The organism is Corynebacterium oculi, from assembly GCF_001412105.1.
Classification (GTDB): domain Bacteria; phylum Actinomycetota; class Actinomycetes; order Mycobacteriales; family Mycobacteriaceae; genus Corynebacterium; species Corynebacterium oculi.
This window is the reverse complement of record NZ_LKST01000003.1, coordinates 400,812-423,140: the sequence shown is the minus strand read 5'-3', so window position 1 is coordinate 423,140 and position 22,329 is coordinate 400,812. Positions and strand designations below refer to the sequence as shown.

Here is a 22,329-nt window from a genome sequence, read left to right as displayed (position 1 = left end):
TCGAACCAGCCCTTAAGGGTGTCCAGCCCTCGCTGAAGGGCGTCGAAGGCAGGTAGGACAACGTTTTGCTTCACCGCCTCAATGGCGCGGCCTAGCTGATCCCAGCGATCCTGAATGAAGCCGATCACGGGCTTAGCGACGTTATCCCACAGAAACCGCAGTGCGTTTTGCAGCGCTTCCCAAGCGGTCTTGATGACGTTCTCCCAAACCCACTGGATGGCCTTGCCAAGCCCATCCCAAGCGGTCTTGATGGCGTTGAAAACTGGGTTGAGGACGTTATCCCACAGGAACTGGGCTGCGGTTTGCACCGCGTCCCAGGCCGGTTTGAGGATGTTCTCCCAGGCCCATTTGATGCCATCGACCATGAGTTCCCAGCCGCGCTTAATCCCCTCAAAGGTGGGAACGAGGACGTTATTCCAGAGCCATTGGGCGACCTCACCGACCTTTTCCAAGACCGGATTCCAGACATTCTCCCAATAGAATTTGATGCCTTCGACCATGTCCTGCCAGCGGTCTTTAATCCACCCAAACGTGGGCTTGAGGACGTTCTCCCACATCCAACTCGCCGCAGCACTCAGCGCATCCCATGCGGGCTTAATGACACTCTCCCAGCCCCACTTCACGGCGGCCGACATAGCCTTCCAATACAGGACTAGTGGAGCGAGGATCAAAGTGCCGATCACACCAATGGTCACCTTGGCGACCTGCCAGATCGCGTCGAACACCGGCTTAATGACGCTCTCCCACGCCCACGACAGCCCGCTGGTGAATTTATCCCACGCCGCCTGGATAAGACCCCAGGCTGCATTCCACAGCGGCACCAGCGTGCCAGTAATGAACCCTATGAAAGGATCCCACACGCTGGCCTTAACCCATTGCCACCCGGCGGAAAGTTTCTCAGTAAACCAATCCCAGCCGCGCGCGAGGGCATCGGTGAACTTCGCCCACATCTCCCGCCCGGTCTCGGTCTTGGTGAAAAACGCCCACAGGGCCCCTGCCAATGTCATGATGACCGTGACGATCTTCATGTACGGATTCATGTTCATCACGAAATTAAGGGCTTTTTGCGCAGCCGCCCACAAATTCGTGGAGGTAATCATCTTGCTAATCCAGCCGATAAGCCCACCGGATTTCATAATGGTCTGCGCCACGGCCGTGGCCTTCATCTGGAGGGCCACAGCGCCGAAAGCCACCGCAAGACCCCCAGCCGCACCAGCGAGCACCGCCATGACACCCTGGTGTTCACGCCCCCACTGAACCAGTCCTTGTACCTTCTCGACAAGGCCACGGAAAATCTCACCAAGCCGCTCAAAAGCGGGGACAACAAGTGAAATCAGATTAGCTGAGACGTAGCCTACAAACTCCGAGATTTTCCCGGACACGACAGAAATCGCCGGCGCAAGCACCGACTCCACCCACGGGGCTATTCTTTCCATGCCGCCCAGCACTGCGTCCATCGCGGGGCTAAGGGCGTCAAAAATCTTCGACGCGATAGGCTCTAAAGCCGCCAGGGCGTTTTGCTTCAGAAGAGCCCACTTTTCACTGAAACTTTGGGTCTCCTTTGCAACCCCCAGGATCGTGTCCTCCGTGGCCCCGATATTACCCATCAGATCATCGACAGATAGAGCGCCAGATTTCACAGCATCAATAAATTGACCAGCGCCTTTTGTGCCAAAGAGCTTCGCCGCCATGTCCGTAGCCGCAACGTCGTCGCCCAGTGAAATGTAATTCTCAATCTCGCGGGCGGTATCAAAAAGTGCCTGTTGGGACTCTTTCCCATCTTTAGCGAATTGCACCATCGCCTTGCCCATACCCGCAAGGACCTTATCGGCTTCCACACCGCCTTATCAAGCTTGCCGACTAAAGCGGCAGACTCGCCCATACTGAAACCAAATTGCTTCAGCTGCGGGGCACCCTTAACAGCAGACTGCGCTAGTTCACTAATAGTTAGTCCCGTGGCCTGCGAAGCGCGAAACAGCTCGTCCATTGCCTCTGGGGCTTGATGAGCCTCCGTACCAAAGGCACTCAGCGCCGCCGACGCGTCATTAATGTCCGCGTCAATACCCATATTAGACAACTCAACAAACTGCGACGCCATCTGCTCTAGCGGCTCTCCAGTAAGACCCAAGCGAGTATTCAAATCCGCAAGAGTGGTGCCTACCTGCTGGAAACCACCGTCCATCGCCGGGATTTCCTTATAAACATTGCGCGCAGATTCCTTGAGCCCCTCAAAGGCCTCACCGGACGCGCCCGTACCGACGCGGATAGCATCGTAGGCTTCATCGAAATCCTGGCCGACCTTAAACAAAGCCGCACCCGTAGCAACTGCCGCAGCACTAACAGCAGCAACACCCAACTTCACCTTATCCTGCACGGCGGCGAAACGAGACGACTTCCCCTCCGCATCCTCGGAAGCGTCACCGAGGATTTTAATAGACTTTGCGGCTTCTTCCGCACCTTCCGCCGCCGCTTTTTCAGAACGCGCGACATCTTCCTGGACTGCCTTGTGGGACAGCTCCTTGGACTTGACGTTATCAGTGGCATTAGCTAGATGTACTGACCGGAGACGTTGGTCAACCGTGAGAAGGGCGGCTGGTTCCCGCAGGAAGTGTGGGGCCGGTGATGGTTGTAATAGTGCAGCCAACCGTCAAGCTCGCCCCGGCGCTCGGCCTCGGAGGTGTAGCAGCGGGCATAGGCCCAACCATCGGCCAAGGTGCGGTGGAATCGCTCGATCTTGCCGTTGGTCTGCGGCCGATACGGGCGGGTTCGCTTGTGTCGGATGCCAAGCTCCGCGCAGGTGTCGCGCCACAGGTGTGAGCGGTAGGCACCGCCGTTGTCAGAAAGGACCCGCTCGACGGTGACGCCCCGCTGGTTGAACCACTCGACGGCTCGGACCAGGACAGCGGTGGCGGTGAGGGCGGTTTCGTCGTCGTGGATTTCAGCGTAGGCGACGCGGGAGTGGTCATCGATGACGGTGTAGACGTAGGCATTGCCCATCAACGGGTCCCGGTACCTATTCTTGGGCTTGCCAGGGGTGGCGGCGCGGTTCTTCACGTCCACGTGTAGCATTGATCGGGGGTGGTCGTGTTCGTATCGACGGACCGGTTCGCCGGTGGCGCGGTCGACATGGGACAGCCGGTTCAAGTGTGCGGCGACCAGAATGCGGTGGACCGTCGACGGGGCGATACCCAGTCGACAGGCCAACTGCACCGGCCCCTCCCGGAGGCGCAGCCGTAGGTCGATGCAGCGCCGGGAAGTCTTCCCGCTGGTCCGGTTCAGCGAGCGATGGGCACGGGAGGACCGGTCCTGCATTGATTGGCCTGCCCGGTAACGGTCGGCCCAGCGTTTCACAGTGGGCCAGGAGACCTGGAAGCGGGCGGCCACCTCGCTGATCGGCCATCCCTCGTCGACGACGAGCTGCGCCACCTTGAGACGGTGGCGTGGGGTGAGGGCAGCGTTAGGGTGTGACATGGTTTCCTCGACAAAGAGTCGTGGCGGCGAGCTGCTGCTCGCCGCCACGTAGGGGATGGGGTGGGATGTCAGTCGACGGGGCTGACGCGGATGAGGTTGCCGTCTGGGTCGGCGATCACGAAGGTGCGGCCGAACACGTCGTCGTGGGGCTCCTCGACCACCCGGATGCCCTTGGCGAGCCACTGCTGGTAGACCTCGTCGATGGCGTCGCCCCCGCCGGGCAGCATCAGTCCGAGCTCGCTGGTGCGCGGCGTCTCCAGGGTGGTGTGTTCGTTGTGGCCGGTCCAGATCGCGAACAGGACGCCGGGCGCGACCTCGAAAGCGACATAGCGGGGGCTGGTGAAGGTGGGCTCGATGTCGAACAGGTCGCTGTAGAACGCGGTAGAACGCTGAGCGTCGGTCACGTAGGTCAGGAACAGGTTGGGTGCCGTCATGGCGGGCCTCCAAGGGTTAGATTGCCGTGTGAACGTCTCCCAGCATATCGCCGATACACGACAGTTCCTGTCATATTTTTGTGAAAATGAGGACATAAAGGCTTCTCGTCTGCTGTCGATCGTCCTGCTGCTCCAAGTGCACGGACGGATGACCACCCAGCAGCTCGCTGACCGCTTTGAGGTGTCTACCCGGACGGTCCTGCGCGACGTTGAAGCCCTGTCCGCTGCCGGTGTCCCAGTCCATGCAGAACGCGGCCGTCATGGCGCGATCGTGCTCGACGCGCGTTCCCGTCTGGACCTGTCACGGCTCGATCCCTCCGAGCTGCAGCTCCTCGCGGCAGTCGGCCTCAGCCCCGACCAGCTCGCACAGATCGGCCTGGGAGAGGTAGGTGAACACGCCCGCGCCAAGCTCACAGCAGCCACCCGTCGCTGGGGCCCAGGCGAACCGCCTCTGACCGATGTCCTATTGATCGACCCTGCCGGATGGTTCACGCCTGCCACGACCCGGGACCTGTCGAGTTTGCTGGCTGCGGCCCGGCAGGGCCGCCGGCTCGTCGTCACCTACCGCCACAGCGGACACGCCACTGCCGACACCTACCAGGTCGACCCCTACGGACTGGTCAGCAAGCAGGCCGCCTGGTATCTGGTTGGTGACGTGGACGGCACGCCGCGCATGTTCAACACCAATCGCCTGGTGACACACAAGGCTATGGACGAACCGGCCGTGTTGCGGCCCGGCCAGCCCTTGGAGAAAGTCTGGGATCAGTTGGTCGGCACGTTCACCACCGACGCGAGCGTGGAGATTAACGCTCACCTGCGGGCCAACCGGCTGGACCTCGCCGCCAGGATCCTGGGGAGCCGTCTGGTCGACGTGTCCAATCCCGTCGACGAGTGGCTCACCATCACCGTGGCCTATCCCGACATCGAGTCGGTTCGCCAGCTCCTCCAATTCGGGGACCACATCAAAGTCCTCGACCCACCTGAAGCCGTGCAGCGCGTCCATGACCTCGCCCACCAACTGATGCAAGCTCACAAACCGGCAGGCTCAATCAACGTCTCCGGTCAGTACATCTAGGGCAACGTCGTGTTGGAAGCGGATTCTTCCGGCTTCCTCCGCGCTGGGGGTATCCCCCTCCGTTTCTGCATGTTCTCCGGCCCCCTGCTCACCATCTCCGCCTGCTTCCTCTCCCCCGGGGGTTAAATCGGCCTCTATACGCCCACCAGGCGGCTTATTGCCCCCTGGTGGGGTGTGTTGGGGGCCGCCAGGCGATGTTCCCGCCCCCAGGCGGGCCGCGAGAGGCCCTATCGGGGTCGAGGTGCACCTGGCGGGCCTCGGCCTGGTCAATAGCGCGCGGTATCGTGTGCGCAATCTCCCCGTCAGGCAGCCCGCACTCCTTACCCGCCAACCACAGTGCCTCCTGGGCCTCACGGACACCCAAGTGCCCGGCCTTCACCAACTGGCCTATCGACCACGATTGTGCATTGAGAGTGTGGTTGCGGGTGCCTTCGGGGGCGTGGGCGATCTCATCACACGCCCGCCGCAGGGCCGCTTGGGCGTAGCGGGCCGCCTGCGGATCACCCGCTAACGCCCCCTGCACCCCCACCGGCACATCGTGTGCCCCAGTGGGCTTGGGTTGGGTGAGGTACTTCTCAAATCACGCCATGAGCCTCACCCCGCTTTCTTCGCTGGTTGGATCACATTAGCCGGGGGGATTTGCCATGACCACACCGGCCCATCGGCGCGCCGCGAGTAGGGGGCTACTACGTACCCGCCGGTGGTGCGGTAGTCGATCTTCGGCCCAAAGACCCCCACCCCATTCTTGGCAGGCCCATCAGCAGGGAGGATGTAGGCGTGGGTGCCGCCAGAGGCCGTGGCCGCCAGCGCGTAGACGTGCAAGCCTTCATCGGCGGCGATGTCCCACCACTGGTTTTCGATGTACGGCACATCCACATCAATCACCGCAAAATGCTCCCCACACAGCAACCCAATGTTGGCCTCGGGGTGCTCTCCCCACCACGCGGCCACCTGCCCGGGGTCACGGGAAGCGTCCTTGAAGCATCGCGGCGTTAAGGGCGCTTTCCCCCCGGGTTTGAGGGGGAATACTGGCCAGCCGCACGCGGTGGCGTAGTACATGGCGGCCTTGGGGAGATCGACATGGAGCACGCGGCGTTGGATCGTGTGAAGGTCTGCGCACGCCTGGTCGAACTCCACCCACTGCGGAGAATCTGCCGCAGTCGGCGCGGCCCTCGCCATTAGCAAGGTGGCACGGTGCGCGGCGTGCGCGAGTTGGCCCAGCCGGGGGTGGGGTGCGCGGACTTTCTCCTCTGCGGGGTGGGTGTCACACTCGGGGTGATGAGTGGGAGCCGGGTGGCCGGGCTGCCAGGTGGTGGCCATGTCCTGGCCGCAAATTTTGCACGGGGTTGTCAGCAGCACGAGGTCATGCCACCTCCCTTCGACTCTCTAGGACGGGGGTCAGAACGGCAAATCGTCAGCTGCGCCCGCCGCCCCTTGGGCGGGGCTACTCGTACCGCTGGGTTGCCCCGTAGCAGGCTGCTTGGAGTTCAAATACCGCTGGGCGACCTGAGCATCCTGCTCGGTGAAATCCCCCAGCATCCAGGGGGCGGACTGGCCGGGCTTGGCTTCGCCCTTGCCGAGGCGGCCCAGGCACACCTGCCCGGAGCCGATATAGCGCTTCAACTGGCCTTGGAGCACCTTCTGGAAGATGAGGGTGTCCTCTGATTTCCTCCCCGGCGTTGGGGCCATCGAGGATCACCACGCTGGCGGCCACCGCGTCCGACGTGCCATAAGCGATGGTGATACCTTCCTTGAACTCGGTGGGGGTGATCATCAGTAGCGCACCGTCGTTGGCTTTAAGGTCGAGGCCTGCGCTGGAAGCAGGTTGAGCAAACATGGACACGGGAATGTCTCCTTTCGAGACAGATGGGGGTTAGAATAGGGAATCTTGCGCGCCTTGGGCGTCGCGGTGGAGGCCGGGGCGGGTTGCGTCCGTTAGCGTGGTGTACGAGTTAGTTCCTGTGATGGGCCCCGAGGACAAATAGGGCGACCATCATGGGTACCTTTCGAATCAACTTCTACCGATGCTCGAAAGGACGAGACCCATAATGACCGCTGGCCCTTAGTTTATCGACCCGACCGCGTATCTCGAAGAGCTACTCACCCAAGCATCACCCGATCTGATGCGTCAGATGCTCGGTGATTTCATCAACCAAATTCTATCTGCCCAAGCCGATACTGTCTGCGGCGCTGACTACGGCACCACCAGCGACAACCGCGTCAACCACCGCAACGGCTACCGCCACCGACGACTGGATACACAGGTCGGCACCGTCGATGTGGCTATCCCGAAACTTACGCCACGGTTCTTTCTTCCCTGACTGACTGTGAGAACGACGAACCCGTACCGAACGTGCCTTCACCACCGTGATCGCCACGTGCTATTTAAAGGGTGTGTCTACCCGCAGGATAAACGACCTGGTCGCCACTCTCGGCATCACGAACCTATCGAAGTCACAAGTCAGTGAGATGGCCAAAGACTTGGATTCGATGGTGGAGGATTTTCACACCCGGCCACTGGATTCCGGCCCGTACTACTACCTCTCGTGCGACGCGCTGACGATGAAAGTCCAGGAAGGGGTCAGGTCCGTGTGGACCACAGTCTGGTCGGATAACCCCACCGAACGGCTCAATCGCGAGATCCGCCGGCGCACTGATGTTGTCGGGATCTTCCCCCACCGTGATGCTGTGATTCGCTTAGTCAGGGGCCGTCCTTGCTGAGCAGCATGATGATTAGATTCAGCAGAAACGCTACACGTCGTTGACAAGCCTAGAGCAAACCAAGGCGTTGATCACAGCCAATGTCATCGACGCCGACACCACCACCCCGGCAGGCAAGGAGATTGCAGCCTAATGACCAACCACACCCAGGCCCGTGCCGGACCCGATCCCTGCTAACAGATCACCGACGATTCGAAAGAACTCATACACCACCTACGCGGACCTGACCCTCGCTGCGGGCGACGGTAACCGCGAAAGAGTAATTTTCGTTGCTCATACCTCGTGAGATTAGTCGTGTTGTGCCACAATTTTCACCGTGAGTTCTCAAAATGTTCAACGCCCCATCTGCATTATCGGCCTCGGCCTCATCGGTGGTTCCTTGCTGCGCGATCTCGCGGGCTATAACCACCACGTATTCGGATATAATCACTCCACTTCGGCTGCCCGCACCGCAGTCAAGCAGGGCTTTGATGTTAATGATGACTTGCCGGCGGTTCTTAACCGCTCCGAAGTTGAAAAGGCACTCATTGTGATAGCTGTTCCCATGACTGCGGTGGGCAGTGTCTTGGATGCGATCCAGGAATACGCCCCTAGCTGCAGCATCACGGACGTGGTCTCCGTGAAGACTCCCGTTCGCCAGCAGGTATGTGACCGTGGCATGGAGGATCGCTACGTCGGCGGGCACCCCCTGGCGGGCACCTCGAAATCTGGCTGGGATCACTCCCAGACGGGGCTTTTCCGCCGCGCCGCGTGGGGCATTACCTACGATTATGCCGCCGAGTGTGAGGCGCGCGGGGAGAAGATTCCACGGAATGGATTGAGACTTTTACGGACGTCGTGCGCATGACCCAGATGGTGCATGAAGAAGCCGTGCCGATCCGCGTGGCCAACCACGATGCGGCGGTCGCCCGCATTTCTCACCTGCCCCACGTCTTTGCCGAGACCCTCGCCACGGTGGGCGATAATGGCGGGATTTTGGCGCAGTCCTTGGCCGCCGGTTCCTTTAAGGATGCAACCCGGGTGGCAGGCACTCGCCCGGATCTCGTGCGGCAGATGTGCAAGACCAATGCCTCGGCCTTGGTGGAGGCCTTGGATGAGGCACTGGAGCTGCTTCACGATGCCCGGGAGAAGCTCGCCGCCCCCGAGCCTTCCACTGCCGAGCTTGCCGATGCCGGCTACCGCGCCCGCACCCGCATCGAAGCCAGGTCGGGCGCGCGCAAGGAATCGGTATCCCCGGTCAAGATTTCCTCCCATCCGGTACTACGCCTGCACCCCGGCGGCCCGAAGTGGGTGGCGCAGCTGCGCCAGACCGAGTCCCTGGGTGGGCGCATCGAGATTTTTTAGCGGCGCGACTTGCGAGCGGCACCGGTGGCGAAGGTGCGCGCGGCCGCCGCAGCACCGATAAGGCCAATAGCGGCTACCGTGAAGTAGATCCACGGACGGTCGCCGCTGGTCTGCGGCGTTGCCTCCGGAGTGGGCGTGGTATCTGCGGTCAAAATGGCGTCCTTGTCCTTGCCGCTAATCACACCGTCTACCCAGTCCTTGGTGCCAGCGAGCGTGGTGATCGCTGCACTCGGGGAGGGAATATCCGGATCTGCATTAGACGTACCCGCGGTAGCCAGGCCCGCAAGCTTTCCGTCCACGAAGAACGGTCCGCCGGAATCGCCACCCTGCATGCCGGCATTACCGGTGGAGTGAACATCGAGGATCGGGCTGCTGATCATCGGAGCCATACCACCTTGACCAGGCTGCATTACTTGTCCACCGTTACCGTCGGGTTTGACGATCTGCGGCTGCTCGGCACCCGGTGAGAGGACCTTGGGCGCATCCGACCCCGATCCTGATCCAGGCATCATGGCACCAGGCATAGCCTCTGCTGCAGGCACAGACTCATAGCCCTCGGGGGCTTCCTTGTCGGCGTCTGGCTTCTTTGCGGCGTCATCGCTTGGCCCGCCGCCCAAGATTTCTGAGACCTTCATCTTTGCCATCGGCAGCTGGCCTTTGCGCGCCATGGAGGAGCTGCTGCTCCAACCGTACAGGGTGCCAAGGTCACCAGGCTCTGGAATATCGGTGGTGATCTTGGCTGGTTTGATATCGGTGACGGGTTCGGTGAGGTGAAGCAATCCGGCATCAGAAAGCGGGGATAGCGCCCACGAATCCGCGTCGTAGGCCTTGTTTCCCAGGCGGGCCTGGGCGCCTTCGTTATTGACGGACTCCAGGCAGTGGCGGGCGGTGAGCACCCACTGCTTATCCACCAATGTGCCGGTGCAATCGCCGAAGTTGCCTACGCGGCCCATCTTGAGCGCAGCAACGGTCTGGGACTCAGCATTATCGGGGGCAGGTTCGCCATGCTCTAGGGCGCTGGCAGGGGCAGCCAACATCCCGATGATACCGGCGGTGGTCAAAGCGGTAGCAAATTTACGCGACATGTTAGTCCTTCTTTCCAGCAGGAACGGCGAGTTTAACGGCGGTGGAGACGGCCTTTTCAAGGGGACCTTGACCCAGGAATTTCCGCCAGATAGTGGCGAACACGAGGAATAGACCAATAAATGCCCCCGCCCACGCGGTATTGTGCAGCGAGATGTGACTTTGCCAGTAATAAGCGGAAAGCACGTGCAAGACATAAACGGTCAGGGACATCGTGCCCAATGCGGCCAAGGGGTAGACCAGCTTGGGCACCGCGCTGCCAATGAGCAGGCACAGGTGCAGCACCACTGCTGCCACTGCAACGGAAAGCAGGATTTCGCCCGCTACGCCGGTGTGGCCGGTAAAGCGCAGCCAGCTAGGCATATCCGGCTCGAAGCGGAAGTAGGTGCCAGCCACGGAAATCACCGCGCTGACCGCGGTAACAATCCATTGCAGCGCCGTGCGGAAGCTACCCGGGCGGATGTAGACCTCAAAGAGCAGCATGCCGGCGATGAAATACGCGATCCATGCCAACAGCGGATAAACCTGTGGCAGGGTAAAAGGCGCATAGTGCACGGTTGAGGCGATGGCGGCGATAAAGAACAAGGCCAGCTTCCACCACACGTTCAGCGGTGGTACCCAGGAAACCACCATCATGGTGATACCAATAGCAACGAGCACAACCTGGATCTGCCCGCCCACCGGGAGCAGTGCCAGTCCGATAAGCGTAATGATGGAGCCACGGGCAATCAGGCGCAGCAGCGTCTGTACGGAATAGTTCTTACCGATGAGCATCATCGTCACTCCGGCGACGATGGCAAATAGGGCGGCCGGAAGGCCTGACAATACGACTTTGGTACTCCATACCAACGAGGCCATGTGCAAAATAATCATGCCAATTATGGCAAGTGAACGGGCTAAATCCAGCCCGACGATGCGCGATGATGCACTCACCTAGCACTCTCCTTCACGATGGTGGGACGCAGCGGTCTCCACCACGGCCCATGTTTATAACGACACCTCATTTTCTACAACGGGAGTCTGGGAGTTTGCTGTATCAAGACTTTGCATGTCCTGTACTTTATAAATGCCATCATTGACCTGAGGTTACCTTCGTATAGTGGGCACCCGATTAGTGCGGATCGTGTGTCCGTAGGAGAGAATGTTCATTGTGCGGGTCAGGTCCGCGTAGGTGGTGTATGAGTTCTTTCGAATCGTCGGTGATCTGTTAGCAGGGATCGGGTCCGGCACGGGCCTGGGTGTGGTTGGTCATTAGGCTGCAATCTCCTTGCCTGCCGGGGTGGTGGTGTCGGCGTCGATGACATTGGCTGTGATCAACGCCTTGGTTTGCTCTAGGCTTGTCAACGACGTGTAGCGTTTCTGCTGAATCTAATCATCATGCTGCTCAGCAAGGACGGCCCCTGACTAAGCGAATCACAGCATCACGGTGGGGGAAGATCCCGACAACATCAGTGCGCCGGCGGATCTCGCGATTGAGCCGTTCGGTGGGGTTGGGCCTGACCTCCGGAAAGTGGACACGTCGGGGGTTAGCTATGCTGCTTTGGTCAGTGTAGCTGAAGTCTCGGCTTCAAAGACATCAGGGGCTGCAAGATTGCACCACGAGTGTCGCCGGCGTGTGTTGTAGCGCATGCACCATCGAAAGACTTCCTGCCGGCAGGCGATCGGATTGTCAAAGACTTTCCTATCACGCAAGACTTCCCGCTTGAGCGTGGCGTTACATGATTCTGCTAGGGCGTTATCCGCACTCGTTCCTACCGCTGCCATGGACTGGCGCACACCCAACGACGAGCAATAGCTCCTCAAGGCTTGTGAGGTGTAAACACTGCCGTGATCGGAATGGAATACAGCCCCGTCAAGACTGCCACGCACACCGTGCGCGTGGGCTATTGCATCGACGACCAGTCAGACGTGCATGTGGTCTGCGAGGGCATAACCTGCACGTTTCCGCGAGTAAGTGTCAATAACTGTGGCCAAATACATGTTCTTGCCACCCTTACAGGGCAGGTATGTAATGTCGCCTACATAGACGCGGTTCGGCTCGTTAGCTGTGAATTTACGGCCTACTAAGTCCGGCATGACACGGTGGCCAGGCTTGCGCCTGGTAGTGACACATCGGCGCCGCTTGGTAAAGCCTTTAAGTCCCATGGCTTTCATGATGCGTGCGACCTTCTTGTGATTTATCGGGCCAAAGCTCGTATCGGCTTTAAGGCTTGCAGCGATGCGTTGAGCCCCGTAAAGACCATGCTCATCATCGAAGATGGTTGTGATCCTTGCACCAATAGCGGCATCGGAATACATCTTTAAACTGCGCTTTTCACGGGTTTGCACCCATTTATAAAACGAGGAATGATTCAGCTTTAAAACGTGGCACATCCGCTTAACCGAGTATTCGGTTCGGTGGTCATAGACAAACTGGAGGCGGATCACCAGTGAGTCTCTTCGGCAAAATACTTCGCGGCCTTGCGTAGGATATCGCGTTCTTCGCGTAGTTGAGAGATTTCTTTTGTCTCACTGGCGGATCCGTTCGGAATCATTCGCCGCTTGAGCTTTATCATGCACAGGTTTAATGCGCGCACGCTTTCCGGTGCCGTACTTTTTGACCCAAGAATGCAGCGAGGCACGGTTGATACCGAGCTCTGCTGATGCTGCGTTCAGCGAGAGGTCCTCATTGTTCTCATAGAGAGCCACAGCATCGCGTCTGAACTGTTCGGAGTACCTGGACATGATGGTAGATTACCTTTCTTCCCAGCCCGACTGGGCTGGATATCAGGTGTCCACCAAAAAGGGGTCAGATCCGTGGTGATGCTCCTATTGCTCCACGAGTTTAGCTGCAAGACTTTACCATGCCGCACTCCTGGTGTCAAGCGAGCCATGACAAATTGCCATGGGTGGCCACTGCCCAGCACGATGGAGGGGCCTTTGTGCAGTAATGTGATTTATCTGTCAAAGATTTGCCCAGTCAAGGTGGCGTGGTAGTATCATATTTGGTACCATGATGCTATGGGTAAAGGTATTGTAGATGCCCTGAAAAGGATGCGTGACCAACCGCAGAAGGTGCGCTTCTCCGATTTGAAGGCTGTGTGTGACCATTATTTCGGAGAGCCGCGAACGGTAGGATCACATGTAGTATACAAAATGCCATGGCCGGGAGACCCGCGCGTAAATTTCCAGAGAGGAAGAGATAATTACGCAAAGCCCTACCAGGTAAACCAGGTTCTCAAGGCTGTAGAGAGGAAAGGAAACTCAGGGAAGGGCGTGTAAGCCCGCGAGAGAAAGGGGTGCATGGTGGATATTGACAAGTACACGTACCAAACTTTTTGGTCAGAAGAAGATGGTGAGTATGTGGGCACGGTTCTGGAATTCCCCTCATTGTCGTGGTTAGATCCGGTCCGCGACGGAGCTGAAAAGGGAATAATCTCTCTAGTCAAGGAGATTGTTCTAGATATGAAGGCCAACGGCGAGAAGATTCCTGTACCGCTGGGCACACAATCGTATTCGGGAAAGTTTCAGGTTCGCACATCGCGATCCGTCCATAAGAGGTTGGTAATGGAAGCCGCGCGCGACGGCGTTTCCCTCAATGCCTTTATAAACCAAAAACTTTCCGCAGTATAGAGTCTTATATAAATACAAATAGCAATCCCCCTTGGTATGTTCACTAAGGGGGATTGCTATTTGTATTTATAGGATTTCCTGGGCTGGCGATAGGCGATTCGCCTCCCAGCTCTCGGCGGAGTGAGCGGGAACTTCCACGGGCTCACCCAAGCGCGGCGACTGAGGGACGTGGGGCGAGCGGACTTCGGGTGTATCGTCCCGGGGCGAGATGCCGCGCAAGCGCAGGGGTGGGCTCTCTTCTCACTTGTATCAAAAACATTCGATTTCGACACAGGCAGTACCGAAGGGCTCTGGTGTGTCACGCATCGCCGTCGGGCCGACGTTCGACCCTCGTGGCAACAGTTCAGCAAAAACTGTATAATTCAGTGCATGCTGACTATTGCTTCGCGCTTGGACGTGATGAACCGATTGGGTCGGGCGATGGCCGATCCCACCCGATCCCGTATTCTCCTGACCCTGCTGAGCGGCCCGGCCTACCCGGCCGCTCTCGCCCGGGAGCTGGAACTGACGCGGTCAAATGTGTCGAACCACCTCACTTGCCTACGGGACTGCGGAATTGTGGTCGCCGAACCGCAGGGGCGAAAGACCCGATACGAGATCGTCGACGCCCATCTTGTCCAGGCGTTGAATTTACTGCTGGATACCACTCTGGCTGCCGACGAGAATGCTCCGTGTATTGACTCGGCATGTGACGTGCCCGGGTGCGCCACCGGAGAGGGGAACAGGTAAGTGGTAACTGGTCTCCTGGGGGCGGTTGGTCTGTTTATCGCCACCAATATCGACGACATCATCGTGCTCTCGCTGTTCTTCGCCCGTGGGGCCGGCCAAGCAGGGACCGCACTTCGGATCCTGGCCGGGCAGTACCTTGGTTTCGCGGGCATCCTCGCAGTAACGACCCTGGTCACACTAGGGGCGGATGCTTTCCTACCCACCGAGGCGATCCCCTACTTTGGATTAATCCCCCTGACCCTGGGGCTGTGGGCGGCCTGGCAAGCCTGGCAGGGAGACGATGACGACGATGACGCGAAAGTCAGCGGAAAGAACGTAAGCGCCTTGATCGTCGCCGGGGTAACCTTTGCCAACGGTGGCGATAATATCGGCGTCTATGTCCCGGTTTTTCTCAACGTGGATACCGCCACCGTTATCATTTACTGCGTCGTCTTTCTGATCCTGGTGGCGGGCCTGGTCCTGTTGGCGAAGTTCGTGGCCACCCGTCCGCCCATCGCGGAGGTTCTCGAACGCTGGGAGCATGTGCTATTCCCAATCGTTTTGATCGGCCTGGGTATCTTCATCCTCGTCAGCGGCGGCGCCTTCGGCCTTTAATAAGCTCATCTCATGTGCTCCTAGGGCCTCTCTAGGTTTCCTCACCGGCATCAACTGAACCGCCTATGAAGTTGTGAAAGGCCGCTGCCGCAGGGACTCGACCACGCTAGGGCGACAGAAATTCTAAAACTGCCCTATTGGGGTGTACTTTAAAAAATCACTCGGAGTTAGGGCAACTCCCCCTCGTTGCCCAGAGACGAAATCCGCCAGTAGTACTAAAAGGTGAGCGAAGTCTGGCCGTAGCCCCGTTTGATTGTCTTCGGCACCTTTCGTTCAGCATCCGTGGGCGAGGGAAGCTGCTCGGTTGTGATGAGTTCGCTCTGCACAATCTCTTCGAGAAGCTGGATCTGCTGTACACCAAGCTCGACCGTTCTAGTGAGCATCCTCAACAAATCCACCAGTAAAAGGAACAGGTCAAGCATATCATGGCTTCCATCACCAAGTACGCCTCCGCCCGCGCCAAGAGCGGCTACGCCTAGCGCATCCAATACCGAGGCCCAGACGGCAAATCCCACACCAAGCAAGGCTTCCGCACCAAGAACGAAGCGGAGAAATGGGCAGAGAAGAACGCGGTAAATGCTGCCGAAGGGACATGGATCGACCCCAACACGGACGCACCACCATAGGCGAACTGGGCGCGAAGTGGCTGGGCGTCCAGACCCACCTTAAGCCATCTTCCCTGCGGGTCACAGAGATCGCGTGGCGCAGCCACGTAGAACCCCGCTGGGGCCGCACCCCCATCGCAGCGGTCAAGCCCTCAGACGTAGCCGCCTGGGTCGCCACACTGGAAGGCGGAGCAGTCACCGTGCGCCGCGCACACAACACCCTCACCCAGGTACTCGACATGGCCGTGCGGGACTCCATGCTCGCCCGGAATCCCGCATGCGGAGTGAAACTTCCTCGCAAGCCAAAGGCAGAGCCGATTTACCTCACAATGGAGCAACTTCAGTGCCTCGCTGGGGAGTGCTCCCGCTACGGGGAGTTGGTGTGGCTGCTGGGCACGGTGGGACTGCGATGGGGTGAAGCCGCCGCGCTGAGAGTGCAGGACGTGAACTTCTTACGGAAGCGGATCAGCGTGGAGCGCAACGCGGTTACCGTAGGAACAAAGGTTGTGGTGGGCACCCCAAAGACGCACGAGAAGAGGGTCGTGGCCGCCCCCCGCTTCGTGCTTGACCTACTAGACCCACTGTGCGTGGGCAAGGGGCAAGATGAGTTGCTGTGGTCTGCGGCATCTGGCGATCCGCTGAAGTTGCCGTCCAAGGGGTCGTGGTACTACGGAGCGCTGGAGCGGTGCATGGCAGCAGACCCGGATTTTCCTCGTGTGACGGTGCACGGCCTGCGGCATGTGGCGGCGGGGTTGCTGATCAGCGCAGGAGCAAATGTGAAGGCGGTGCAGAGGCAACTAGGGCACGCTGATGCTGCGATGACGTTGAACACGTAATGCGGCGCTGTGGGAAGACGAACTGGATTCCGTGGCGGACACGATGGATAAGACCTTTAACGCTCAGTGTGGGTAGCTTGCCATGTTGCTGTACGTTGGCCAGGTTTTAGCCGTGTCGTGGGATTTGAGAAAATCTCAACAAAACAGCAGGTCAGAGACATTTCTTGTGTGAGTTCGAGTCTCACCGGGGGCACTTTTTGTAACCCCAGGCACTAGCCGGGAAAATCACCCTCACCGCCTGGGGTTTCTGCACATCAAGGCACTACCCCACGCGCAACACACCCACAGAATCCACCAAAGTACCCTCCCCCATACCCAAAGGGAGAAACCCATTTGGGGGTATCCAGTTGCATATTCCCGCAAAACCCCTACCCTTATCCGCGTATTCTGGCACATCCCGCCGAAAGGATTCCACCCATGAAGCGCAGCTTCGCCGCAGCGGCACTCGCCGCGAGCCTGACCGCCGGGGTCATCGCCCCCATCTCCACGGCAGCCCCCGCAACCACCGCCCAGACCAACCAGTTCCTGGATGAGAACCGCACCGTGTTCGACGATCCTCAGTGCCCGAGCACCGGCACGAGCGAGAACGAGTTCCTGGGCAAGAAGCAGAGCATCTTCGACCAGTGCCCCACGAAGGAAGAAAAGCCCGCCAAGGAGAAGCCCTCCGGCACGAGCGAGGCCGCCACACCGAGCGAAACGACCAAGCCCGATGCAAGCACCGAACCCAGCGAGAAGCCCGCCCCTGAGAAGCAGGATCCCGCCAAGCCCGCCAAGAAGTCTCCCCTGGGCGATATTGATAAGGAAAAACTCAAGGAGCAGGTGCAGGGTTCCGTCGAAGGATATAAGGCCGTTCAGCCGGTTATCAAGGTTCTACTCAAGGCGCTGCACATTGTGCGCAAGATCTTCATTCCGTTCCCCTGATAGGGGCATCGGGGAGCCTTTACCTTCACCACGGCGGTAGAGCCGCGGCGTGACTTGGGCCATTGTAGCTGGCATCACGGCTACAATGGCCCTCTATGGTTTGGTGGCCGAAGAGTTGGCCCCACACCTCATAATGGATATTATTCATGGGTCCATGTTTATCCATTCTCCATTCCCGGCCTCCTCGCGCCGGGCCACGCAACAATGATCGTGACCACCGAGGTCAGGAAGGCAATTACTCTCCCTATGACACCCTCCCCCCTTGCGGCGGCAGCGAATATTATCAAGGGTGCCTGCATCGGCATGGCCGAGCTTGTTCCGGGTATCTCCGGCGGCGCCGTCGCCCTCATCGTGGGCATCTATGAAAAGGCTCTGCACACCGGCAACACGCTTATCGACGCCGCCCGTACCCGTTCCCGCCAGTCCCTCCGCGCCGTCGATTGGCCCTTTCTTCTCTCCATCGCCGTGGGCATGGTGGGCGCGATCTTCCTGCTCTCCGGCGTGATCCACGCCTTTGTGGAGGGGCACCCCAGCGTGGCCAAGGGCCTCTTCCTGGGCATGGTGGCAGTCTCCCTGAGCGTGCCGCTGCGCATGATCGGAAGCGCGGAGATTCACCGCCGCGCCCCGATTCTCCTCCCCGTATTCGCCCTGTGCGCGGCTTTAAGTTTCTTTGCCACCGGCTTTACCTCGGAACCGGTAAACAACCCCTCCCTGATCGTGGTGTTCTTCGCCGCCATGATCGCGGTGTGCGCCCTGGTGCTTCCCGGCCTCTCCGGCTCCTTTCTGCTCCTGGCGATGGGCCTGTACCAGCCGGTTATGGGCTCGCTGAGCAACCGCGAGTGGAGCGTGATCGCGGTCTTTGCACTGGGTGCGCTGGTGGGCCTGGTGGCCTTTGTCAAGGTGCTCGATAAGATGATGCGCGATCACCACACCATGACGCTCACCGTCATGGCCGGCCTCATGCTCGGGTCCCTGCGCGCCCTGTGGCCGTGGGAGGGCGCGGTTCCCGGTGCCGAGGCATCCGTGTGGGCGGCCATCGCCCTGGGCGCGGCCATCGTGGCCGGGGTGTTATTCCTGGATAAGAGGAAAACCGCGTGAGGGCGGCCGCATGCATGGCGCTGCTCGCGGCCGTGAGTGTGCTTTCCGGCTGCGTGACCAACGAGGAGCCCGGCACTCCCGAGGGTTGGAAGCCCGTCACGCCCCAGGCCTCCCCGGAGGTGGAGGCTTTGGTGCCACAGGAGATTCGGGATCGCGGGGAACTCGTCATCGCCAGCAATCCGCCCTTCCCGCCCTTCGAGTTCAAGGATTCTCAGGGCAATATCATCGGCGTGGAGATGGATCTGGCTCGCGGGGTGGCCGCCGTGATGGGGCTGGACCTGCGGATTATCCAGCAGGACTTTTCCAAGATCCTTCCCGCCGTGGACGCGGGCACCATAGACATGGGTGCCACCGGCTTCACGGATACCCCGCAGCGGCGGGAAGGCTATGACTTTGTGAACACCCTCTACGCGGGTATTCAGTGGGCGCAGCGAGTAGACGGCGATCCCATCGACCCCGCGCGGCCCTGCGGGCTGACCGTTGCCGTGCAGCGCACCACCGTCTCCGAGACGGACGACGTTCGCCCCAAGAGCGAGGAATGCGTGGCACACGGGGAAAAACCCATCGAGGTGTTGGCCTACGATACCTCCGATTCCGCAGCCACCGCGCTCGTCGTCGGTCGAGCCGACGCCCTCTCCGCCGATTCCCCCGTGACGGCCTGGGCCATTGAAAAGGCCGGGGGCAGCATCGAAAAAACCGGCCCGATGGTGTCCGCCGCCCCTTATGGCTTTGCCACGCCCAAGGGCTCCGATTTAAGCCTGGCCGTGGCCGCCGCCATGCAGCGGCTCATCGACACCGGGGACTATCAGAGGATCCTCGGCCAGTGGAATATCACGGACGGCCTGCTCACCCAGGCCACGATCAACGAGGAGCCGGTGCATCATGCCTAACTCCCCTACCCCACCTACCCCGATCAAGGCCGTGCCGCTGAGGCACCCCGGCCGCTGGATCACCGCGATTATCGCGCTGGCCCTGGCGGCCTGGGTAATCATCGGGGCCGCCACCAACGAGGCCTACGGGTGGGATATTTACCGCTCCTACCTCCTCGACACCCGCATCGCCACCGCGGCGCTACACACCCTGCTCATCACCGTGCTCAGCATGGTCATCGGGCTGGTGGGGGGCGTGGCCCTGGCCGTCATGCGTATGTCCCCTAATCCGGTGCTTGGCGCGGTGGCCTGGCTTTTCCTGTGGATCTTCCGGGGCACCCCCATCTACGTGCAGCTGGTGTTCTGGGGGCTGATGGGCTCGCTCTACGAGGTCATTCGGGTGGGACCGGCCGAGGTGAGCCTGGAGAGCCTGCTCAGCAATGCCTTCGTGCTCGCCGTGATCGGCCTGGGCCTCAATGAGGCCGCCTACATGGCGGAGATCGTGCGTTCCGGCATCCAGGCCGTGCCCGAGGGACAGTTCGAGGCGTCGAAAGCCCTGGGCATGGGCTGGTGGTTGACCATGCGGCGCACCGTGCTGCCCCAGGCCATGCGGATCATCATTCCCCCCACCGGCAACGAGTTTATTTCCCTCCTAAAAACCACCTCTCTGGTGGTGGCCATTCCCTATACCCAGGAGCTTTACGGCCGCTCCATCGACATCTCCAATGCCCTCTTTGCGCCCGTTCCCCTGCTGATGGTGGCGGCCACGTGGTACCTGGTGATCACCTCGCTGCTCATGATCGGCCAGCATTACCTGGAAAAGTATTACGAGCGCGGCTCCACCAGGGAACTCACCGGGCGGCAACTCGCGGCCCTCGCTGATGCGGAGGGCGCCCTCCCCCGCAATATCAGCGTGATTCACCAAGCAGATAACCGGAGGAAATAACCATGAGCACCCCCATGATCGAGGCCCGTCAGGTGTGGAAGTCCTTTGGTCGGCTGGACGTGCTCAAGGGCATCGACCTCGCCGTCGAGCGCGGCTCCGTCACCTGCCTCATCGGCCCCTCCGGCTCCGGCAAATCCACCCTGCTGCGCTGCGTGAATCACCTGGAAAAGATCACCGCGGGCAGGCTTTACGTGGACGGTCAGCTCATCGGCTACGAGGAGCGCAAGGGGGTGCTCTACGAGATCACCGAGCGCCAGGCCGCCCGCCAACGCTCCGGGATCGGCATGGTATTCCAGCAGTTCAACCTGTTTCCGCACCGCACGGTGCTAGAAAACATCATCGAGGCCCCCGTTCACGTCAAGGGAATCAACCCGGAGGCAGCCAAGGAGCAGGCTCACCGCCTGCTCGATCAGGTGGGATTGGCGCACAAGGCGGAGGCCTTCCCCGCCCAGCTCTCCGGCGGCCAGCAGCAGCGGGTGGCCATCGCGCGCGCCGTGGCGATGGAACCCAAGCTCATGCTTTTCGACGAACCCACCTCCGCCCTCGACCCGGAGCTGGTGGGCGAGGTGCTGCGCGTGATGAAGGACCTGGCGCGCCAGGGCATGACCATGATGGTGGTCACGCACGAGATGGGCTTTGCCCGCGAGGTAGCGGATCAGGTGGTGTTCATGGCCGATGGCGCCGTGGTGGAGGCGGGCCCGCCCGAGCAGGTGCTGGATAACCCGCAGCAAGAACGCACCCGCAGCTTCCTCTCCACTCTGCTCAAGTAAAACCCCGGATAGGGCCAAGGGCCCGCCTTGCGGCAGGCCCTTTTGTTTGCTTGCTTCTTTTTATCCGGGATTCTCCGCGCGCGGGTCTTGAGCTTTAAGTGCTCCTGGAGCCGCTCCGGGCTCATCTTCCACGCGCTGTGATCATAGGACAAGCGCCACCTCCTTTCCGCTCTCATCACCGCCGAGCGTACTTGGCGCGCACCACCTCCACCACATGCGGGGGCAGCAGCCCGGAAATATCCCCGCCAAAGCGGGCCACCTCCTTGCACAGCGTGGAGGAGATATAACCGTATTTTTCATCGGTGAGCAGGAAAAAGGTATCCACCCCGGAAAGCCTGCGGTTCATCTGCGCCATCGGCAACTCATACTCGTAGTCCAGGGAGGAACGCAGCCCCTTCACCAGGGCCGTTACCTTATGCGCCGTGGTGTAATCCACCAGCAGCCCACCCCAATGATCCACGCTCACGTTGCCTAAGTGAGCCACCGATTCCTCAATCAATTCCTTGCGCTCGGCCACGGTAAACAGCCCGCTATTCTTATGCGGATTGGCGGTGACCAGCACGATCACCTCGTCAAACTGCGCTGCGGCGCGCTCAAAAATATCCAGGTGGCCCATCGTCATCGGGTCAAAGGAGCCGGGGCACACTGCCTTCATTCTTCTTCCCTCCACACGGCCATATCCATGCGCGCGATGCCGTAGGTGCGTTTTTTCAGTTTCTGCCCGGTGGGGCTAAAGCCCTCCGGCCAATCGGTTTCCGGGGAGGCGCTGTGGCGCTCCACCACCACCACGGCTCCGGGAGCCAGGGCGGGGATCAGGGCCTCCAGCATAGCGCGCACGGACTCATCCGCGAGGTCATAGGGGGGATCGGCCAGCACCATGTCAAAGAACTCGCGCGGGGCGCGGGCCAGGTAGGTGGACACCTTGGCCTCTTCCACCTGCACGCTCGGGTGACCCACCTTGAGGGCGTTCTCCCTGATGATCCTCACCGCAGGGGCGTGGGATTCCACCAGCACCACCTGGGCGGCCCCCCTTGATGCGGCCTCCAGGCCCAGGGCTCCGCTGCCGGCGAAGAGATCGGCCACGTTCTTATCCTCAAAACCAAAGCGCACCTGGAGGGAGGAAAACAGCCCCTCCTTTGCCCTATCGGAGGTGGGGCGGGTGCCCTGCGAGGGCACCTTGAGGGTGCGCCCCCGTGCCTGCCCAGAAATAATGCGTGCCAT

At 60.3% G+C, this 22,329-nt stretch carries 24 protein-coding genes and 4 pseudogenes; 13 read left to right on the top strand and 15 right to left on the bottom strand.

Annotation, left to right across the window (positions count from 1 at the left end):
• Positions 1-1,636: 1,636 nt before the first annotated feature.
• The 3 genes from Cocul_RS09455 to Cocul_RS09445 all read right to left on the bottom strand — a co-directional run bounded on the left by Cocul_RS09455 (position 1,637) and on the right by Cocul_RS09445 (position 3,905).
• Positions 1,637-2,644: a phage tail tape measure protein gene (locus tag Cocul_RS09455; protein ID WP_150114439.1), complete on the bottom strand. Its 1,008-nt coding sequence runs from the start codon at positions 2,642-2,644 to the stop codon at positions 1,637-1,639.
• Complete coding sequence (locus tag Cocul_RS09450) at positions 2,548-3,471, bottom strand: IS481 family transposase (protein ID WP_055123017.1); 924 nt, start codon at positions 3,469-3,471, stop codon at positions 2,548-2,550. The genes Cocul_RS09455 and Cocul_RS09450 overlap by 97 nt, the downstream gene beginning before the upstream one ends.
• Positions 3,472-3,539: 68 nt before the next feature.
• Positions 3,540-3,905 carry a VOC family protein gene (locus tag Cocul_RS09445; protein ID WP_055123016.1) on the bottom strand — a complete coding sequence of 122 codons (366 nt, stop codon included), beginning with the start codon at positions 3,903-3,905 and terminating at the stop codon, positions 3,540-3,542.
• 28 nt (positions 3,906-3,933) lie between these two features.
• On the opposite strand from Cocul_RS09445, the gene Cocul_RS09440 reads away from it, so the two are divergent.
• The gene (locus tag Cocul_RS09440; protein ID WP_211257119.1) at positions 3,934-4,980 is read left to right on the top strand and encodes a helix-turn-helix transcriptional regulator; all 1,047 of its coding nucleotides are present in this window, start codon (positions 3,934-3,936) and stop codon (positions 4,978-4,980) included.
• A 154-nt stretch (positions 4,981-5,134) separates the two neighbouring features.
• Here Cocul_RS09440 and Cocul_RS09435 read toward each other — a convergent pair whose 3' ends face one another.
• The 3 genes from Cocul_RS09435 to Cocul_RS09425 all read right to left on the bottom strand — a co-directional run bounded on the left by Cocul_RS09435 (position 5,135) and on the right by Cocul_RS09425 (position 6,669).
• On the bottom strand, positions 5,135-5,515 hold the full coding sequence (locus tag Cocul_RS09435) for a hypothetical protein (RefSeq protein ID WP_055123015.1): 381 nt from the start codon (positions 5,513-5,515) through the stop codon (positions 5,135-5,137).
• Positions 5,516-5,574: 59 nt separating this feature from the next.
• A complete protein-coding gene (locus Cocul_RS09430; RefSeq protein ID WP_150114438.1) occupies positions 5,575-6,300 on the bottom strand; it encodes a bifunctional DNA primase/polymerase in 726 nt (241 codons plus the stop codon).
• Positions 6,301-6,378: 78 nt separating this feature from the next.
• Complete coding sequence (locus Cocul_RS09425) at positions 6,379-6,669, bottom strand: hypothetical protein (RefSeq protein ID WP_055123013.1); 291 nt, start codon at positions 6,667-6,669, stop codon at positions 6,379-6,381.
• Between the two features lie 380 nt (positions 6,670-7,049).
• Here Cocul_RS09425 and Cocul_RS13040 point away from each other — a divergent pair.
• Positions 7,050-7,834: pseudogene (locus tag Cocul_RS13040) on the top strand (transposase).
• 183 nt (positions 7,835-8,017) lie between these two features.
• Positions 8,018-9,045 (top strand): annotated as a pseudogene (locus Cocul_RS09415) (prephenate dehydrogenase).
• Here Cocul_RS09415 and Cocul_RS09410 read toward each other — a convergent pair.
• The 6 genes and pseudogenes from Cocul_RS09410 to Cocul_RS13085 all read right to left on the bottom strand — a co-directional run bounded on the left by Cocul_RS09410 (position 9,042) and on the right by Cocul_RS13085 (position 12,852).
• Positions 9,042-10,130 (bottom strand): trypsin-like serine protease, encoded by a 1,089-nt coding sequence (locus tag Cocul_RS09410; RefSeq protein ID WP_055123012.1) that lies wholly within the window; start codon positions 10,128-10,130, stop codon positions 9,042-9,044. The pseudogene Cocul_RS09415 and the gene Cocul_RS09410 overlap by 4 nt on opposite strands.
• 1 nt (position 10,131) lies before the next feature.
• A complete protein-coding gene (locus Cocul_RS09405) occupies positions 10,132-11,061 on the bottom strand; it encodes a DUF418 domain-containing protein (RefSeq protein ID WP_055123011.1) in 930 nt (309 codons plus the stop codon).
• A 318-nt stretch (positions 11,062-11,379) separates the two neighbouring features.
• Positions 11,380-11,620, bottom strand: a pseudogene (locus Cocul_RS12640) (transposase); the annotation flags it as partial.
• A gap of 38 nt (positions 11,621-11,658) precedes the next feature.
• Complete coding sequence (locus Cocul_RS13095; protein WP_342669519.1) at positions 11,659-11,892, bottom strand: integrase core domain-containing protein; 234 nt, start codon at positions 11,890-11,892, stop codon at positions 11,659-11,661.
• Between the two features lie 138 nt (positions 11,893-12,030).
• Positions 12,031-12,579, bottom strand: a pseudogene (locus tag Cocul_RS13090) (IS3 family transposase); the annotation flags it as partial.
• Between the two features lie 57 nt (positions 12,580-12,636).
• Positions 12,637-12,852, bottom strand: coding sequence for an IS3 family transposase (locus Cocul_RS13085; protein ID WP_082422264.1), 216 nt, complete (start codon positions 12,850-12,852; stop codon positions 12,637-12,639).
• A 561-nt stretch (positions 12,853-13,413) separates the two neighbouring features.
• Here Cocul_RS13085 and Cocul_RS09395 point away from each other — a divergent pair.
• The 3 genes from Cocul_RS09395 (at position 13,414) to Cocul_RS09385 (ending at position 15,063) form a co-directional block, all read left to right on the top strand.
• A complete protein-coding gene (locus tag Cocul_RS09395; RefSeq protein WP_082422277.1) occupies positions 13,414-13,740 on the top strand; it encodes a type II toxin-antitoxin system HicB family antitoxin in 327 nt (108 codons plus the stop codon).
• 369 nt (positions 13,741-14,109) lie between these two features.
• On the top strand, positions 14,110-14,469 hold the full coding sequence (gene cmtR, locus Cocul_RS09390) for a Cd(II)/Pb(II)-sensing metalloregulatory transcriptional regulator CmtR (RefSeq protein ID WP_055123009.1): 360 nt from the start codon (positions 14,110-14,112) through the stop codon (positions 14,467-14,469).
• Positions 14,470-15,063, top strand: coding sequence for a cadmium resistance transporter (locus Cocul_RS09385; RefSeq protein WP_055123008.1), 594 nt, complete (start codon positions 14,470-14,472; stop codon positions 15,061-15,063).
• Positions 15,064-15,278: 215 nt separating this feature from the next.
• Here Cocul_RS09385 and Cocul_RS12635 read toward each other — a convergent pair whose 3' ends face one another.
• Positions 15,279-15,578 (bottom strand): hypothetical protein, encoded by a 300-nt coding sequence (locus Cocul_RS12635; RefSeq protein ID WP_211257125.1) that lies wholly within the window; start codon positions 15,576-15,578, stop codon positions 15,279-15,281.
• On the opposite strand from Cocul_RS12635, the gene Cocul_RS13175 reads away from it, so the two are divergent.
• From Cocul_RS13175 to Cocul_RS09350, 7 genes are all read left to right on the top strand, one after another.
• The gene (locus Cocul_RS13175; RefSeq protein WP_245622204.1) at positions 15,546-15,689 is read left to right on the top strand and encodes an Arm DNA-binding domain-containing protein; all 144 of its coding nucleotides are present in this window, start codon (positions 15,546-15,548) and stop codon (positions 15,687-15,689) included. The genes Cocul_RS12635 and Cocul_RS13175 overlap by 33 nt on opposite strands.
• Positions 15,656-16,504, top strand: a complete 849-nt coding sequence (locus tag Cocul_RS09375; RefSeq protein WP_245622192.1) for a tyrosine-type recombinase/integrase — start codon at positions 15,656-15,658, stop codon at positions 16,502-16,504. Before Cocul_RS13175 ends, Cocul_RS09375 begins: the two co-directional genes overlap by 34 nt.
• Positions 16,505-16,921: 417 nt before the next feature.
• Entirely contained in the window at positions 16,922-17,425 is a 504-nt protein-coding gene (locus Cocul_RS09370) for a hypothetical protein (protein ID WP_055123006.1), read from the top strand.
• 246 nt (positions 17,426-17,671) lie between these two features.
• Complete coding sequence (locus Cocul_RS09365; protein ID WP_055123005.1) at positions 17,672-18,523, top strand: DUF368 domain-containing protein; 852 nt, start codon at positions 17,672-17,674, stop codon at positions 18,521-18,523.
• A gap of 14 nt (positions 18,524-18,537) precedes the next feature.
• On the top strand, positions 18,538-19,413 hold the full coding sequence (locus Cocul_RS09360; protein WP_055123004.1) for an ABC transporter substrate-binding protein: 876 nt from the start codon (positions 18,538-18,540) through the stop codon (positions 19,411-19,413).
• Positions 19,406-20,338, top strand: a complete 933-nt coding sequence (locus tag Cocul_RS09355; protein ID WP_055123003.1) for an amino acid ABC transporter permease — start codon at positions 19,406-19,408, stop codon at positions 20,336-20,338. The genes Cocul_RS09360 and Cocul_RS09355 overlap by 8 nt, the downstream gene beginning before the upstream one ends.
• A gap of 2 nt (positions 20,339-20,340) precedes the next feature.
• Positions 20,341-21,108 carry an amino acid ABC transporter ATP-binding protein gene (locus Cocul_RS09350; RefSeq protein WP_055123002.1) on the top strand — a complete coding sequence of 256 codons (768 nt, stop codon included), beginning with the start codon at positions 20,341-20,343 and terminating at the stop codon, positions 21,106-21,108.
• Positions 21,109-21,283: 175 nt separating this feature from the next.
• Here Cocul_RS09350 and coaD read toward each other — a convergent pair whose 3' ends face one another.
• Together coaD and Cocul_RS09340 are read right to left on the bottom strand one after the other, a co-directional pair.
• Positions 21,284-21,763 carry a pantetheine-phosphate adenylyltransferase gene (gene coaD, locus Cocul_RS09345; protein ID WP_055123001.1) on the bottom strand — a complete coding sequence of 160 codons (480 nt, stop codon included), beginning with the start codon at positions 21,761-21,763 and terminating at the stop codon, positions 21,284-21,286.
• Positions 21,760-22,329 (bottom strand): RsmD family RNA methyltransferase, encoded by a 570-nt coding sequence (locus Cocul_RS09340; RefSeq protein ID WP_055123000.1) that lies wholly within the window; start codon positions 22,327-22,329, stop codon positions 21,760-21,762. The genes coaD and Cocul_RS09340 overlap by 4 nt, the downstream gene beginning before the upstream one ends.

What these genes read in the sequence shown, in the direction of transcription:
- Cocul_RS09450 (WP_055123017.1), bottom strand. Translation starts at nt 3,471, where the DNA reads ATGTCACACCCTAACGCTGCCCTCACCCCACGCCACCGTCTCAAGGTG.
- Cocul_RS09445 (WP_055123016.1), bottom strand. Translation starts at nt 3,905, where the DNA reads ATGACGGCACCCAACCTGTTCCTGACCTACGTGACCGACGCTCAGCGT.
- Cocul_RS09430 (WP_150114438.1), bottom strand. Translation starts at nt 6,300, where the DNA reads ATGGCCACCACCTGGCAGCCCGGCCACCCGGCTCCCACTCATCACCCC.
- Cocul_RS09425 (WP_055123013.1), bottom strand. Translation starts at nt 6,669, where the DNA reads ATGGCCCCAACGCCGGGGAGGAAATCAGAGGACACCCTCATCTTCCAG.
- Cocul_RS09410 (WP_055123012.1), bottom strand. Translation starts at nt 10,130, where the DNA reads ATGTCGCGTAAATTTGCTACCGCTTTGACCACCGCCGGTATCATCGGG.
- Cocul_RS13095 (WP_342669519.1), bottom strand. Translation starts at nt 11,892, where the DNA reads ATGGCAGCGGTAGGAACGAGTGCGGATAACGCCCTAGCAGAATCATGT.
- Cocul_RS13085 (WP_082422264.1), bottom strand. Translation starts at nt 12,852, where the DNA reads ATGTCCAGGTACTCCGAACAGTTCAGACGCGATGCTGTGGCTCTCTAT.
- cmtR (WP_055123009.1), top strand. Translation starts at nt 14,110, where the DNA reads ATGCTGACTATTGCTTCGCGCTTGGACGTGATGAACCGATTGGGTCGG.
- Cocul_RS09375 (WP_245622192.1), top strand. Translation starts at nt 15,656, where the DNA reads ATGGATCGACCCCAACACGGACGCACCACCATAGGCGAACTGGGCGCG.
- Cocul_RS09370 (WP_055123006.1), top strand. Translation starts at nt 16,922, where the DNA reads ATGAAGCGCAGCTTCGCCGCAGCGGCACTCGCCGCGAGCCTGACCGCC.
- Cocul_RS09365 (WP_055123005.1), top strand. Translation starts at nt 17,672, where the DNA reads ATGACACCCTCCCCCCTTGCGGCGGCAGCGAATATTATCAAGGGTGCC.
- Cocul_RS09360 (WP_055123004.1), top strand. Translation starts at nt 18,538, where the DNA reads ATGGCGCTGCTCGCGGCCGTGAGTGTGCTTTCCGGCTGCGTGACCAAC.
- Cocul_RS09355 (WP_055123003.1), top strand. Translation starts at nt 19,406, where the DNA reads ATGCCTAACTCCCCTACCCCACCTACCCCGATCAAGGCCGTGCCGCTG.
- Cocul_RS09350 (WP_055123002.1), top strand. Translation starts at nt 20,341, where the DNA reads ATGAGCACCCCCATGATCGAGGCCCGTCAGGTGTGGAAGTCCTTTGGT.
- coaD (WP_055123001.1), bottom strand. Translation starts at nt 21,763, where the DNA reads ATGAAGGCAGTGTGCCCCGGCTCCTTTGACCCGATGACGATGGGCCAC.
- Cocul_RS09340 (WP_055123000.1), bottom strand. Translation starts at nt 22,329, where the DNA reads ATGGCACGCATTATTTCTGGGCAGGCACGGGGGCGCACCCTCAAGGTG.